Annotated in this window: 18 protein-coding genes and 1 pseudogene; 1 reads left to right on the top strand and 18 read right to left on the bottom strand. The window is 62.3% G+C overall.

Annotation, left to right across the window (positions count from 1 at the left end; genetic code table 11):
* Positions 1–56 precede the first annotated feature (56 nt).
* Complete coding sequence (locus ACUXVA_RS25050) at positions 57–1,073, top strand: zinc-binding alcohol dehydrogenase family protein (RefSeq protein ID WP_445488831.1); 1,017 nt, start codon at positions 57–59, stop codon at positions 1,071–1,073.
* A gap of 150 nt (positions 1,074–1,223) precedes the next feature.
* Here the strand turns inward: ACUXVA_RS25050 and ACUXVA_RS25055 are convergent, their stop codons facing one another.
* From ACUXVA_RS25055 to rplN, 18 genes and pseudogenes are all read right to left on the bottom strand, one after another.
* Positions 1,224–2,018, bottom strand: coding sequence for an SDR family NAD(P)-dependent oxidoreductase (locus tag ACUXVA_RS25055; protein WP_445488833.1), 795 nt, complete (start codon positions 2,016–2,018; stop codon positions 1,224–1,226).
* 86 nt (positions 2,019–2,104) lie between these two features.
* Positions 2,105–3,157: an acyltransferase family protein gene (locus ACUXVA_RS25060; protein ID WP_265083165.1), complete on the bottom strand. Its 1,053-nt coding sequence runs from the start codon at positions 3,155–3,157 to the stop codon at positions 2,105–2,107.
* Between the two features lie 63 nt (positions 3,158–3,220).
* Complete coding sequence (gene rplQ, locus ACUXVA_RS25065; RefSeq protein ID WP_265083164.1) at positions 3,221–3,637, bottom strand: 50S ribosomal protein L17; 417 nt, start codon at positions 3,635–3,637, stop codon at positions 3,221–3,223.
* A 113-nt stretch (positions 3,638–3,750) separates the two neighbouring features.
* Complete coding sequence (locus tag ACUXVA_RS25070) at positions 3,751–4,782, bottom strand: DNA-directed RNA polymerase subunit alpha (RefSeq protein ID WP_265083657.1); 1,032 nt, start codon at positions 4,780–4,782, stop codon at positions 3,751–3,753.
* Between the two features lie 115 nt (positions 4,783–4,897).
* The gene (gene rpsK, locus ACUXVA_RS25075) at positions 4,898–5,287 is read right to left on the bottom strand and encodes a 30S ribosomal protein S11 (protein WP_006021048.1); all 390 of its coding nucleotides are present in this window, start codon (positions 5,285–5,287) and stop codon (positions 4,898–4,900) included.
* 107 nt (positions 5,288–5,394) lie between these two features.
* The gene (rpsM, locus tag ACUXVA_RS25080) at positions 5,395–5,763 is read right to left on the bottom strand and encodes a 30S ribosomal protein S13 (RefSeq protein WP_265083163.1); all 369 of its coding nucleotides are present in this window, start codon (positions 5,761–5,763) and stop codon (positions 5,395–5,397) included.
* 182 nt (positions 5,764–5,945) lie between these two features.
* Complete coding sequence (locus ACUXVA_RS25085) at positions 5,946–6,875, bottom strand: adenylate kinase (protein ID WP_445488837.1); 930 nt, start codon at positions 6,873–6,875, stop codon at positions 5,946–5,948.
* The gene (secY, locus tag ACUXVA_RS25090) at positions 6,872–8,203 is read right to left on the bottom strand and encodes a preprotein translocase subunit SecY (protein WP_445488839.1); all 1,332 of its coding nucleotides are present in this window, start codon (positions 8,201–8,203) and stop codon (positions 6,872–6,874) included. Before secY ends, ACUXVA_RS25085 begins: the two co-directional genes overlap by 4 nt.
* Positions 8,204–8,352: 149 nt before the next feature.
* The gene (gene rplO, locus ACUXVA_RS25095; protein WP_445488841.1) at positions 8,353–8,847 is read right to left on the bottom strand and encodes a 50S ribosomal protein L15; all 495 of its coding nucleotides are present in this window, start codon (positions 8,845–8,847) and stop codon (positions 8,353–8,355) included.
* Between the two features lie 117 nt (positions 8,848–8,964).
* Positions 8,965–9,159 (bottom strand): 50S ribosomal protein L30, encoded by a 195-nt coding sequence (gene rpmD / locus ACUXVA_RS25100; protein WP_265083160.1) that lies wholly within the window; start codon positions 9,157–9,159, stop codon positions 8,965–8,967.
* Between the two features lie 23 nt (positions 9,160–9,182).
* On the bottom strand, positions 9,183–9,755 hold the full coding sequence (gene rpsE, locus ACUXVA_RS25105) for a 30S ribosomal protein S5 (RefSeq protein WP_265083159.1): 573 nt from the start codon (positions 9,753–9,755) through the stop codon (positions 9,183–9,185).
* A gap of 75 nt (positions 9,756–9,830) precedes the next feature.
* Complete coding sequence (gene rplR / locus ACUXVA_RS25110; protein WP_445488844.1) at positions 9,831–10,193, bottom strand: 50S ribosomal protein L18; 363 nt, start codon at positions 10,191–10,193, stop codon at positions 9,831–9,833.
* Between the two features lie 11 nt (positions 10,194–10,204).
* Positions 10,205–10,739: pseudogene (gene rplF, locus ACUXVA_RS25115) on the bottom strand (50S ribosomal protein L6).
* Between the two features lie 13 nt (positions 10,740–10,752).
* Positions 10,753–11,151, bottom strand: a complete 399-nt coding sequence (gene rpsH, locus ACUXVA_RS25120) for a 30S ribosomal protein S8 (protein ID WP_265083158.1) — start codon at positions 11,149–11,151, stop codon at positions 10,753–10,755.
* Positions 11,152–11,161: 10 nt separating this feature from the next.
* A complete protein-coding gene (gene rpsN / locus ACUXVA_RS25125; protein ID WP_265083157.1) occupies positions 11,162–11,467 on the bottom strand; it encodes a 30S ribosomal protein S14 in 306 nt (101 codons plus the stop codon).
* 43 nt (positions 11,468–11,510) lie between these two features.
* Positions 11,511–12,068 (bottom strand): 50S ribosomal protein L5, encoded by a 558-nt coding sequence (gene rplE, locus ACUXVA_RS25130; protein ID WP_265083156.1) that lies wholly within the window; start codon positions 12,066–12,068, stop codon positions 11,511–11,513.
* On the bottom strand, positions 12,061–12,375 hold the full coding sequence (rplX, locus tag ACUXVA_RS25135; protein WP_265083155.1) for a 50S ribosomal protein L24: 315 nt from the start codon (positions 12,373–12,375) through the stop codon (positions 12,061–12,063). The genes rplE and rplX overlap by 8 nt, the downstream gene beginning before the upstream one ends.
* Entirely contained in the window at positions 12,375–12,743 is a 369-nt protein-coding gene (gene rplN / locus ACUXVA_RS25140) for a 50S ribosomal protein L14 (RefSeq protein ID WP_011473865.1), read from the bottom strand. The genes rplX and rplN overlap by 1 nt, the downstream gene beginning before the upstream one ends.
* Positions 12,744–12,777 lie beyond the last annotated feature (34 nt).

A 12,777-nucleotide genomic window follows, 5' to 3' on the forward strand; every position in this document is an offset into this window, starting at 1 on the left:
TGGCCGGCTGCCGCGCCACTCCACCCGCACAGTCACGCGCGATCAGGAGATCCGGAATGAAGGCCGTCGGTTACAAGACATCCCTGCCCATCGATCAGGCGGACTCGCTGGTCGATTTCGAAGCTGCAAAACCGGAGCCGGCCGGCCGCGACATCCGCGTCGCCGTGAAGGCGGTCTCGGTCAATCCGGTGGACACCAAGGTGCGCATGCGCGCCGCGCCGCGCGACGGCGAGCCCAACAAGATCCTCGGCTATGACGCCGCCGGCATTGTCGATGCGGTCGGCCCCGACGTCACCCTGTTCAAGGCCGGCGACGAGGTGTTCTACGCCGGCTCGATCCTGCGCCAGGGCACCAATGCCGAGTTCCACCTGGTGGATGAGCGCATCGTCGGCCTGAAGCCGAAGACGCTGTCCTTTGCCCAGGCCGCGGCCCTGCCGCTCACCTCGATCACCGCCTGGGAACTGCTGTTCGACCGGCTCGGCGCCCTGCCCGGCCGCAGCGTCGACCCGCGCACCCTGCTGATCGTCGGCGGCGCCGGCGGCGTCGGCTCGATCCTGATCCGGCTGGCGCGGCGGCTCACCGGGCTCACGGTGCTGGCAACCGCGTCGCGGCCGGAGACGGTGAAGTGGTGCCGCGAGCTCGGCGCCCATGCCGTGATCGACCACAGCAAGCCGATGAAGGACCAGATCGCGGCGCTAAAGCTCCCGGAGGTGGCGTTGATCGCCAGCCTCACCGGCACCCAGGATCACTTTCCGGCGCTCGCCGACATCCTGGCGCCGCAGGGCAAGATCGGCGTGATCGACGATCCCGCCTCGGTCAACTTCTCGCTGCTGAAGGGCAAGGCCGGATCGCTGCACTGGGAATCCATGTTCACCCGCTCATCGTTCCAGACCGCGGACATGATCGGCCAGCATAGACTGCTCAGCGACGTCGCCGACATGATCGACAAAAGCGTGCTGCGCACCACGCTCGAGCAGACCTTCGGCACCATCAATGCCGCCAACCTCAAGCGTGCGCACGCGCTGATCGAGTCCGGCAAGTCGGTCGGCAAGATCGTGCTGGAAGGCTGGTAGCGCTCGAACGCACACAACTGTCGTCGCCCGGCCGGCGCGCAATTGCGCGCCAGGACCGGGCGACCCAGTACACTCAGGCCTGCGTGTACTGGGTCCCCGCTCCGCGCGCGCCGAAGGCGCGCTAGGCGGGGACGACAATCGTGGCCGGCGTCAGGCAATTGTCTGCACGATGCCGCCTTCGGCGCGCAGCGCCGCGCCATTGGTCACTGACGCTTCCTTCGAGCTGACATAGACCACCATGTTGGCGATCTCCTCGACGCTGGCGAAGCGCTGGATCAGCGAGGTCGGCCGGTTCTGCTTGACGAAGTTGGCCGCAGCCTCGTCCAAGGACTCGCCGTTTTGCCTGGCGAGATCCTTGACGAAGGTCTCGACGCCTTCCGACATGGTCGGCCCCGGCAGCACCGAATTGACGGTCACCGCCGTGCCGCGCGTCAGTTCGGCGAGACCGCGCGAGATCGCCGGCTGCGCCGTCTTCGACATGCCGTAATGGATCATCTCCTTGGGGATGTTGAGCCCGGACTCCGACGAGATGAAAACGATGCGGCCCCAGTTGCGCTTCAGCATGCCCTGCATGTAGGCGCGCGACAGCCGCACGCCCGACATCACATTGACTTCGAAGAAGCGGGTCCAGTCCTCGTCCGGAATGTCGAAAAAGCCCTTCGGCTCGAAGATGCCGGCGTTGTTGATGAGGATGTCGACGTCAGGCAATGCTGCGACCAGCTTTGCGCAGCCGGCGGCGGTGGAGACGTCGGCCGCGACACCCTTCACCTTGGCGCCCGGCACGGCCTTGACGATCTCCGCGACCGCGGCGTCAACCTTCGGCTGGGTGCGGCCGTTGACGACGACCTCGGCGCCGGTCGCCGCCAGCCCCCTGGCGATGGCGTGGCCGATGCCGGAGGTCGAGCCGGTGACCAGAGCCGTTTTTCCGGAAAGATCGATCTTCATCATTTTCTCCCGCTCGTCATGAGTTGCATCGCGCCGGCGACGTTCTGCGAAACACCTGCCCCGCCACTCGCAAGCTGAAAGTTTAGCTAGTGAGCCGGACCGCGCGACGGAAGGCCTGAATTGTCAGATCGCCCGAGCCTCTTACGCAACCGCAACGCAGGCTGCTCGACATATCGCGCAGAAAGGATGGCCAGGATGGTCACGATCACGACGACCATGCCGAGCCGGATCCAGAAACTTCCGGACCAGTTCGACACCAGTTGCTGGACCGGAAACGCGTACAGGTAGACGCCGTAGGAAATGTCCGCCCTGGGCATCAGCCAGGACGGCAGCGGCACCCGGTTCAGCACCACGCAGCCGATGACGACTGCGACAAGAAATCCCGCACTGCCACTGTCGCCAATCGCGAACCCCAGCAACAGCAATGCCATCGTCGCCAATGCCGGGACCAATCCGATCCGTCGCTCGAGCAGCGCAAGGCCGGCGCCGGAGGCAAAGATGACCGCGAAGGTGGCAAGATATTTCCCGTCGAGCAGCGGTGCGAGCGGCCGCGCCAGGCCGAACAGCATCAGCGCCGCAACGCCGGCAATCATGACAACGGCAAAGACCATCGGCTTGAACCGGCAACAGACCGCAATGATGGCCATTGCGAGGTATAGCTTCACCTCGTGCGGCAGGGTCCAGAGCGAGCCGTTGACGGCCCTCGGATAGATGTTGGCGTCGAACACGCCGGGAAGCTCGTAGTCGAGCCCGAACAACAGCGTTGAATTTCGCCACAGGAACGATAGCGGTGCGTTGCGCGCGAACAGGCCGCCTTCCGGCAGCAGATAGGCTGGCCACTCCCGCGTGGTGACGCAGGCGCCGAGAACGATGCAGAACGCGACGCAGACGACCAGCGCCGGAAAGATGCGGAACGCGCGGCTGGTCAGAAAGACGGCGACCGACTGCGACCTGAACAAGCTCTGCGCATTCAGATAGCCGCTGATGGCGAAGAAAATCAGGACGCCGAATCCGCCCCAGGTGGCGGCCCATGGAATCGCCTGCTCCGGAAAACCGGTCAGCGCGAACTGGTGCGACCACAGCACCATGAACGAAGCGACCAGGCGCATCAGATCGAAATTTCCAGACCGCTTGTTCATCCGGGCGCTCAATAAAAAAGCGGCGCACAAGGCGCCGCTTTTAAAAACCGCGATGGAAGTGGCTTACGCCGCTTCCGACTTCTTTTCCTGGGTCGGACCGGAATCGAGGCCCTTGGCATCCTCGTCGCGATCGACGAACTCGATGACGGCCATCGGCGCGTTGTCGCCGTAGCGGAAGCCTGCCTTGATGATGCGGGTGTAGCCGCCCTGGCGGTCGGCGTAGCGCTTGGCGATCACGTCGAACAGCTTGCGGACCTGATCCTGATCCTTCATTTCGCTGATCGCCTGGCGGCGCATGTGCAGGCCGCCCTTCTTGCCGAGGGTGACCAGCTTCTCCACGATCGGGCGGAGCTCCTTGGCCTTCGGCAGCGTGGTGACGATCTGCTCGTGCTTGATCAGCGACGCGCACATGTTGGCGAACATCGCCTTGCGATGTTCAGCAGTGCGGTTGAGCTTACGATGAACCTTACCGTGACGCATGATGTGTAGTCCTTATTCAATTGCCACGACGGTTCGTCGGACATGTTTCAGGTGGGCTGCCTGCGTTCGCCCCGAAGCGATGGCCGGGATGACCCGGCCACGCCAATTCGATTCTAGTAGTGGTCTTCGAAACGCTTGGCCAGCTCGTCGATGTTTTCCGGCGGCCAGCCGGGCACTTCCATGCCGAGGTGCAGACCCATCTGTGCCAGCACTTCCTTGATTTCGTTCAGCGACTTGCGACCGAAGTTCGGGGTGCGGAGCATTTCGGCTTCCGACTTCTGCACGAGATCGCCGATGTAGACGATGTTGTCGTTCTTCAGGCAGTTTGCCGAACGAACCGACAGTTCGAGCTCGTCGACCTTCTTGAGGAACGCCGGGTTGAAGGCGAGATCCGGAATGATCTCCTGCGCGACTTCCTTGCGGGGCTCTTCGAAGTTCACGAACACGTTGAGCTGGTCCTGCAGGATGCGCGCGGCATAGGCCACGGCGTCATCCGGCGTGATCCCGCCATTGGTCTCGATGGTCATGGTCAGCTTGTCGTAATCGAGGATCTGGCCCTCGCGGGTGTTCTCGACCTTGTACGACACCTTGCGCACCGGCGAATACAGGCTGTCGACCGGGATCAGGCCGATCGGCGCGTCTTCCGGACGGTTGTGCTCGGCGGCGACGTAGCCCTTGCCGGAAGCGACGGTGAACTCCATGCGGATCTCGGCGCCCTCGTCGAGGGTGCAGATCTGCAGATCGGGGTTCAGCACGGTAACGTCGCCCACGGTCTGGATGTCGCCGGCGGTGACGGCGCCCGGGCCCTGCTTCTTCACGACCATGCGCTTCGGGCCTTCGCCGAGCATCTTGATCGCGATGTCCTTGACGTTCAGCACGATGTCGGTGACGTCCTCGCGGACGCCCGCGATCGACGAGAATTCATGCAGCACGCCGTCGATGTGCACCGACTGCACGGCTGCGCCCTGCAGCGAGGACAGCAGGATGCGACGCAGGGCGTTGCCCAGCGTCTGGCCGAAGCCGCGCTCGAGGGGCTCCGCAACCAGGGTCGCGAAACGGGTCGGGTCGCTGCCGGGGGTGACCACAAGCTTGTTGGGTCGGATCAGTTCTTGCCAATTTTTCTGGATCGTCACTGTTTCACCCATCACTGCCAAGAGATCCTGCCGTCAAGATCACTGGCGTTGGAGAGCGCGGATCAGCCCGCGCGATACACATCAAACAAAAAAGTCGCGGACAGCCGGGCTGTCCGCGAGCATCAAATCAAACGCGCCGACGCTTGCGCGGACGGCAACCGTTGTGCGGGATCGTGGTGACGTCGCGGATCGAGGTCACCGTGAAGCCCGCGGCCTGCAGAGCGCGCAGCGCCGATTCGCGGCCCGAACCGGGACCAGCGACTTCGACTTCCAGCGTGCGCATGCCGTGCTCCTGCGCCTTCTTCGACACGTCCTCTGCGGCGACCTGCGCGGCATAAGGGGTCGACTTGCGCGACCCCTTGAAGCCCATCGTGCCGGCCGACGACCAGGCAATGGTGTTGCCCTGCGCGTCGGTGATGGTGATGGTCGTGTTGTTGAACGACGAGTTCACGTGCGCAATGCCGGATGCAATGTTCTTGCGTTCACGACGGCGGACGCGTGTGGCTTCCTTGCCCATATCAAACCTTTCAGAGGATCTCGAACGCCGCCGTAGTGCCAGCGGCTACACCAAAAATAACGACAGAAGCGGACCGAGGCCCGCTCCTGCTAATTCAAACCAGCAGATTACTTCTTCTTACCGGCGATCGACTTGGCCGGACCCTTGCGGGTACGCGCATTGGTATGCGTGCGCTGGCCACGAACCGGCAGACCGCGACGATGACGCAGGCCGCGATAGCAGCCGAGGTCCATCAAACGCTTGATGTTCATGCCGGTCTCGCGACGAAGATCGCCCTCAACCATGTAGTCGCGGTCGATCACTTCACGGATCTGCAGAACTTCAGCGTCGCTGAGCTGATTGACGCGGCGATCCGAAGGGATCTTCACCTTCTCGAGGATATCGGCCGCGTGCTTCTGGCCGATGCCATGAATGTACTGCAGCGCAATCAGAGCGCGCTTGTTGGTCGGGATGTTCACACCGGCGATACGGGCCAAGACTTCTCTCCTGTCACCAGTCCATCACGGACCGGCATTATATTCATTCTGTCGGGCGGGTTACCGCAAACGCGATACACGACGCCCGTCCCCTGAATTGGTGGGGCCCGGCATCGTTGGAAATACATCCGACTGGATACGGGGCCTTATTAAAGGATTCAACTTCGTTTCGTCAACCGCCTCTAGCGCTTGCTGCGCTTTTTCGCGGACTTCTTGGCGGTTTTTGCCGCTTTCTTGGTCACTTTCCGGGCCGCCGGGCCGGCCGACTTGGCCTTGGTCCTGGCGGAACTCGTTTTCGCCGCCTTGGCGGTCGATTTCTTGCTCGTCTTGGCCGGCTTCGTAGCCTTCTTGGCCGTTTTGGCGACCTTGGCCGCCGGCTTCGAGGCCTTCTTGGCCGCCTTTTTGGCAGTTTTCTTGACGGTTTTCTTGGCTGCCTTGGGGGCCGATTCGGCCTTCACGGCGGATACCTTCCTGGCGGACTTGCGCGCCGACTTCTTGGTCGTCTTCTTCACCGGCTTGTCGCTTGCCATCATGGCGGCGAGCACCCGGTTGACTTCCTGCGTCACCTCCTCGATCGGCATCATGCCGTCGATGGTGACCAGCTTGCGCTTCTCCGAATAGTAATGGACCAGCGGCTCGGTCGAGGTGCGGTAGCTTGCCAGCCGCTTGGCCAGCACTTCCGGCGTATCGTCGACGCGAACCACTTCGCCGCGCGCGGTCATTTCGGCGACTCGCGCCTCGACCCGCTGCAGCAGCGCGCTTTCGTTGACACGCAGTTCGACCGCGGCGTCGAGCTTGAGGCCCTTGGACTTCAGCAGGCTGTCGAGCGCCTCTGCCTGCGGCACGGTGCGCGGAAAGCCGTCGAGGATGAAACCGTTGGCGGCGTCGGGCTGTTCGATGCGGTCGGAAATGATGCCGATCACAACCTCATCAGGCACCAGGCCGCCGGCGGCCATGATGTCCTTGGCCTTGAGGCCGATCTCGGTCTCGGCCTTGACGGCGGCACGCAACATGTCGCCGGTGGAGAGTTGAACGATGTGGTGACGCTCTACGAGTCGAAGTGCCTGCGTTCCCTTGCCCGCCCCCGGCGGCCCGAGAAGAATCAACCTCATTTGCGGCGGCCCCTCAGCTTGGATTTACGGATCAGTCCTTCGTACTGGTGAGCCAGCAGATAGCCCTGCACCTGCGCCACGGTATCCATGGTCACGCTGACCACGATCAGCAGCGACGTGCCGCCGAAGTAGAACGGCACCGAGGCGTAGGAGATCAGGATCTCGGGAATCAGACAGACGACCGCCAGATAGGCCGCACCCAGCACGGTGATGCGCGACAGCACGTAGTCGATGTATTCGGCGGTGCGCTCGCCCGGACGGATGCCCGGAATGAAGCCGCCGTGCTTCTTCAGGTTGTCGGCGGTCTCGGTCGGATTGAACACGATCGCCGTATAGAAGAACGCGAAGAACACGATCAGCGCGATGTACATGACCAGGAACAGCGGACGGCCATGGCCGAGCTGGGTCGTGATCCACTGAAACCACTCCGGCCCCTTGCCGGCGTTGAAGTTGGCAACCGTGGCAGGCAGTAGCAGCAGCGACGACGCGAAGATCGGCGGGATCACGCCCGAGGTGTTGAGCTTCAGCGGCAGATGCGAGGACTGGCCCTCGAACATCTTGTTGCCGACCTGGCGCTTCGGATACTGGATCAGCAGCCGACGCTGGGCCCGCTCCATGAACACGATGAAGGCGATGACGACGACGGCCATGACGATCACGACCAGGATCAGGCCGGTCGACAGCGCACCCTGGCGCCCGAGCTCGAGCATGTTGGCCAGCGCCGACGGCAGTTCGGCGACGATGCCCGACAGGATGATCAGCGAAATGCCGTTGCCGATGCCGCGCGAGGTGATCTGTTCGCCCAGCCACATCAGGAACATGGTGCCGCCGGTGAGCGTCACCGAGGTCGAGATCAGGAAGAACATCCCGGGCTCACTGACCACGTTGCCGGCGCCCTGCAGGCCGACGGCGATGCCGTAGGACTGGAACGCGGCCAGGATGACGGTCAGGTAGCGGGTGTACTGGTTGAGGGTCTTGCGGCCGGATTCGCCCTCTTTCTTGAGGGCTTCGAGCTGCGGCGACACGGTGGTCAGCAGCCGAATGATGATCGACGCCGAGATATACGGCATGATGTTCAGCGCGAATATCGCCATGCGGTTGATACCGCCGCCGGCGAACATGTTGAACATGCCGAGAATGCCGCCCGCCTGCGACTTGAACACCTGCTCCCAGGCCGACGGATCGATGCCCGGCAGCGGGATGTAGGTGCCAAACCGATAAACAAGAAGCGCACCCAGTGTGAACCAGATCCGCTTCTTCAGTTCATCGGCCTTGCCGAGGGCCGAAAAGTTGAGGTTTGCTGCGAGTTGTTCTGCTGCAGAGACCATTATTGTCTTTCTCCCGCGCCCTTCGCGCCGTCATGCCCCGAAAATCGGGGCACTCGGCAGACGCCGGACATCATTTGGTGCTCGGCATTGATAAAATCTACCGCCACATCGCGCAAGGCCGTCCGCTGTCGCGGACGATGACGCAGATGTTACGCCGCTTCGCCTTCGTCCTTGGCCTTCTTGGGGGCCGCCAGGATCTTCACGGTGCCGCCAGCCTTCTCGATGGCTTCGATCGCCGACTTCGAGGCGCCGTGGACTTCGATGTTCAGCTTGGCCTTGATCTCGCCGCGGCCGAGCACCCGGACGCCGTCCTTGACGCGACGGATGATGCGGGCCTTGACCAGCGATTCCGCGTTGATCACGGCCGAGATGTCCAGCGTCTTGGCATCCACGGCGTCCTGCAGACGGTCCAGGTTGATCTCGGCGAAATCGAGCCGGAAGATGTTGTTGAAGCCGCGCTTCGGCAGACGACGATGCAACGGCATCTGGCCGCCTTCGAAGCCCTTGATGCGCACGCCTGAACGAGCGGTCTGACCCTTGCCGCCACGGCCCGAGGTCTTGCCCTTGCCGGAGCCGATACCACGGCCGACGCGCATACGCTTTTTGCGGGAGCCGGCGTTATCGGCGATATCGCTGAGCTTCATCGTTCTTTTCCCTCTATCGAGCCGCCGTCCTGAGGCCGCGGTCATCCCGGGCCTCGAAGGAGCGTCGGTTGTCACCTGGTACAGCCGACCCTGCGGCTGCCTAAAGGCGACGTGAGCTTACTTATCCTCGACCACGCGGACGAGGTGCTGAACCTTGGCGATCATGCCGCGAACCGAAGGAGTGTCCTGCAGTTCGGTGACGCGACCGATCTTATTGAGCTTCATGCCGATCAAGGTCTCGCGCTGCGAATGATGGCGGCGGATTGCGCTGCCGATCTGCTCGACCTTGATCATCTTTACGGCCTTGGCCATCGTGGTAACTCCAAAAGTCGTGATTACTCAGCGACCACTTCAGCGTCACCGCCGACGCGGCGCGACTGCAGGGTGGACACCTTAATGTTGCGGCGAGCGGCAACCGAGCGCGGCGAATCCTGATGCTTCAGCGCGTCGAACGTGGCGCGAACCATGTTGTAGGGATTCGACGAACCGATCGACTTGGCGACGACGTCCTGGACGCCGAGGCTTTCGAACACGGCGCGCATCGGGCCGCCGGCGATGATGCCGGTACCGGCGGGCGCTGCACGCAGATAGACGCGGCCCGCACCGTGGCGACCAGCGATATCGTGGTGCAAAGTGCGACCCTCGCGCAGAGCGACGCGCGTCAGGTTGCGCTTGGCCGACTCGGTGGCCTTGCGGATGGCTTCGGGAACTTCACGTGCCTTGCCGTGACCGAAACCGACCCTGCCCTTCTGATCGCCGATCACGACCAGCGCGGCGAAACCGAAGCGCTTGCCGCCCTTGACGACCTTCGCCACACGGTTGATGTGGACCAGCTTGTCGACGAATTCACTATCGCGCTCTTCCCGGCCGCCCCTGTGGCCGCCACCGCGCTCGCGTTCACCTGCCATGGTGTTTTCCAATCCTTGAGAAGCTTTCGCCTCTGTCCTTGTGTCCGTTCAATATCAATTCGAAGCCAAAGTCGCTTAGAAGCTGAGCCCGCTCTCGCGTGCCGCATCCGCAAGCGCCTTCACGCGACCATGGTAGAGATAACCACCACGGTCGAAGACCACTTCCTTGACGCCATTCTTGACCGCGCGCTCTGCCAGCAGCTTGCCGACCGCCTTCGCCGCATCGACGTCCGCACCCGTCTTGCCGGTATCGCGCATCGCCTTTTCCAGCGAAGAAGCTGACGCCAGCGTCTCCCCCTTCAGATCGTCGATCACCTGGGCATAGATATGCTTCGACGAGCGAAAGATCGACAGGCGCGGCCGACCGTTGGCGGTCCGTCGCAGCGAGAGCCGCACGCGTTGCTTGCGCCGGGCATTCGTAATCTTGAGTTTCGACATGACCGGCTCCGTTACTTCTTCTTGCCTTCCTTGCGGAAGATAAACTCGTCGGAATATCTGACGCCCTTGCCCTTGTAGGGCTCCGGCGGACGGTAGCTGCGGATCTCCGCGGCGACCTGACCAACGCGTTGCGAGATCGTTTCCGGAAATCAGGATCTCGGTCGGCTTCGGCACCGTGACCAGGATCCCTTCCGGGATATCGTAAACGACATCGTGGCTGTAGCCGAGCGCGAGCTGCAGCTTCTTGCCCTGCAGCGCGGCACGATAGCCGACGCCGGTGATGTCGAGCTTCTTTTCAAAACCCTTGGTAACGCCTTCGAGCAGATTCGCAATCTGCGCCCGTGCGGTGCCGTAGAGCGCGCGTGCGCGGTTGGTCTCGACCCGCGGTGCCACCGTGATGGAACCGTTGTCGAGCTTCACCGACACGTCGTCGTGCACAACGAACTGAAGCTGGCCCTTGGGCCCCTTCATCTTGACGACCTGGCCTTCGACGGTCGCGGTAACGCCCGCGGTAACCGTGACTGGCTTTTTGCCAACGCGTGACATGGCTAATCCTTCCTCAGAACACCGTGAAGAGAACTTCGCCGCCCACGTTCGCTTCGCGCGCTTCGTGGTCAGCCATAATTCCCTTGGGTGTCGACAAAACCGAAATGCCAAGACCGTTCTTCACGCGCGGCAGGTTCTTCACCGAGACGTAAACACGACGTCCTGGCTTGGAAACGCGATCGATTTCACGGATGACCGGTTCGCCATCGAAATACTTCAGCTCGACTTCGAGCTCGCTGCGGCCGCTCGAATGCTCGACGCTGGCGTAGCCACGGATGTAGCCCTCGTTCTTCAGCACTTCGAGCACATTGGCGCGCATCTTCGAGCCCGGGGTCGAAACCTTCGGCTTGGAGCGCATCTGCGCGTTGCGGATACGGGTGATGAGATCGCTGATTGGATCGTGCGTTGACATGCCCGCCCCCTTACCAGCTTGACTTCACGAGCCCGGGAACCAGGCCGCGAGAGCCCAGGTCACGCAGCGCGATACGGCTGAGCTTGTTCTTGCGATAGACCGCACGCGAGCGGCCGGTGATTTCGCAACGATTGCGAATGCGGACAGCCGAGGAATTGCGCGGCAGCTCGGCGAGCTTCAGCGTTGCGGCGAACCGCTCTTCCATCGGACGTTCCTTGTCGGCGATGATGGCCTTGAGCTTCGCACGCTTCGGCGCGGCGTTCTTGGTCATTCTCTTCCGACGATTGTTCTTCTCGATCGAACTCTTCTTTGCCATGCTTGGCTCCTGGGTTTCCGCGTTTGAGAGGCTTGTCAGCTTCTCACTGCCGGAACGGGAAATTGAAAGCGGTCAACAACGCACGGGCCTCGTCATCGGTGGTCGCAGTCGTGCAGACCGTGATGTCCATGCCCCACGTCTCCCCCATCTTGTCGAAGTCGATTTCGGGGAAAATGATGTGCTCTTTGATGCCGAGCGAGTAGTTGCCGCGGCCGTCGAAGCTCTTCGGGTTCAGGCCGCGGAAATCGCGGACGCGCGGCAGCGCGACGTTGATCAGCCGGTCGATGAACTCGTACATCTTCGCCTTGCGCAGCGTCACCTTGGCGCCGATCGGCTGGTTTTCACGCAGCTTGAAGGTCGCGATGGCGACGCGCGAATAGGTGATGATCGGCTTCTGGCCGGCGATCAGCGCCAAGTCGGCGGCAGCGGTGTCGGCCTTTTTGCGATCGTTCACGGCTTCGCCGATGCCCATGTTGAGCACGACCTTGTCGAGACGCGGAACCTGCATGACATTCTGATAACCGAACTGCTCGGTCAGCTTGCCGCGGATTTCCTTGTCGAACTGTTCGCGTAAACGCGGAGTGTATGCGGTCTCAGACATCGATCTCAGCTCCCGAGCGCTTGGCGATACGTACCTTCTTGCCATCCGCCTGAATTTTGAAACCCACGCGGGTCGGCTTGCCGTCCTTGCCGACGATGGCAATGTTCGACAGCTGGATCGGCGCCTCTTTCGAGATGATGCCGCCTTCCTGCGCCTGGGTCTGCTTCTGGTGCTTCTTCACGAGGTTGACGCCGCGAACCAGCGCCTTGCCGTCGGTCGGACGAACCTCGAACACCTCGCCGGTGCGCCCCTTGTCGCGACCGGTGAGCACGATGACCTTATCGCCCTTGCGAATCTTGGCAGCCATTACAGCACCTCCGGCGCAAGCGAGATGATCTTCATATGGTTCTTGGCACGCAGCTCGCGCGGCACGGGCCCGAAGATGCGGGTTCCGACCGGCTCGGACTGATTGTTGATCAGCACGGCGGCGTTGCGGTCGAAGCGGATGACGGATCCGTCGGCGCGGCGAATGTCCTTGCGGACACGAACCACGACGGCCTTCATGACGTCGCCCTTCTTGACCTTCCCGCGTGGGATGGCTTCCTTGATTGACACGACAATTACGTCGCCAACTGTAGCATAACGGCGCTTGGAACCCCCAAGAACCTTAATGCACATAACACGGCGTGCGCCTGAATTATCGGCCACGTCGAGGTTGGTCTGCATCTGAATCATTGATGCACCTCGTCCTCTTTTTAATGCGCAAAGT

Source organism: Rhodopseudomonas sp. RCAM05734 (assembly GCF_052658035.1).

Bases quoted from the DNA above. Each gene is read 5' to 3' on its own strand.
- ACUXVA_RS25050 (WP_445488831.1), top strand. From the start codon at position 57: ATGAAGGCCGTCGGTTACAAGACATCCCTGCCCATCGATCAGGCGGAC.
- ACUXVA_RS25055 (WP_445488833.1), bottom strand. From the start codon at position 2,018: ATGAAGATCGATCTTTCCGGAAAAACGGCTCTGGTCACCGGCTCGACC.
- ACUXVA_RS25060 (WP_265083165.1), bottom strand. From the start codon at position 3,157: ATGAACAAGCGGTCTGGAAATTTCGATCTGATGCGCCTGGTCGCTTCG.
- rplQ (WP_265083164.1), bottom strand. From the start codon at position 3,637: ATGCGTCACGGTAAGGTTCATCGTAAGCTCAACCGCACTGCTGAACAT.
- ACUXVA_RS25070 (WP_265083657.1), bottom strand. From the start codon at position 4,782: ATGGGTGAAACAGTGACGATCCAGAAAAATTGGCAAGAACTGATCCGA.
- rpsK (WP_006021048.1), bottom strand. From the start codon at position 5,287: ATGGGCAAGGAAGCCACACGCGTCCGCCGTCGTGAACGCAAGAACATT.
- ACUXVA_RS25085 (WP_445488837.1), bottom strand. From the start codon at position 6,875: ATGAGGTTGATTCTTCTCGGGCCGCCGGGGGCGGGCAAGGGAACGCAG.
- secY (WP_445488839.1), bottom strand. From the start codon at position 8,203: ATGGTCTCTGCAGCAGAACAACTCGCAGCAAACCTCAACTTTTCGGCC.
- rplO (WP_445488841.1), bottom strand. From the start codon at position 8,847: ATGAAGCTCAGCGATATCGCCGATAACGCCGGCTCCCGCAAAAAGCGT.
- rpmD (WP_265083160.1), bottom strand. From the start codon at position 9,159: ATGGCCAAGGCCGTAAAGATGATCAAGGTCGAGCAGATCGGCAGCGCA.
- rpsE (WP_265083159.1), bottom strand. From the start codon at position 9,755: ATGGCAGGTGAACGCGAGCGCGGTGGCGGCCACAGGGGCGGCCGGGAA.
- rplR (WP_445488844.1), bottom strand. From the start codon at position 10,193: ATGTCGAAACTCAAGATTACGAATGCCCGGCGCAAGCAACGCGTGCGG.
- rpsH (WP_265083158.1), bottom strand. From the start codon at position 11,151: ATGTCAACGCACGATCCAATCAGCGATCTCATCACCCGTATCCGCAAC.
- rpsN (WP_265083157.1), bottom strand. From the start codon at position 11,467: ATGGCAAAGAAGAGTTCGATCGAGAAGAACAATCGTCGGAAGAGAATG.
- rplE (WP_265083156.1), bottom strand. From the start codon at position 12,068: ATGTCTGAGACCGCATACACTCCGCGTTTACGCGAACAGTTCGACAAG.
- rplX (WP_265083155.1), bottom strand. From the start codon at position 12,375: ATGGCTGCCAAGATTCGCAAGGGCGATAAGGTCATCGTGCTCACCGGT.
- rplN (WP_011473865.1), bottom strand. From the start codon at position 12,743: ATGATTCAGATGCAGACCAACCTCGACGTGGCCGATAATTCAGGCGCA.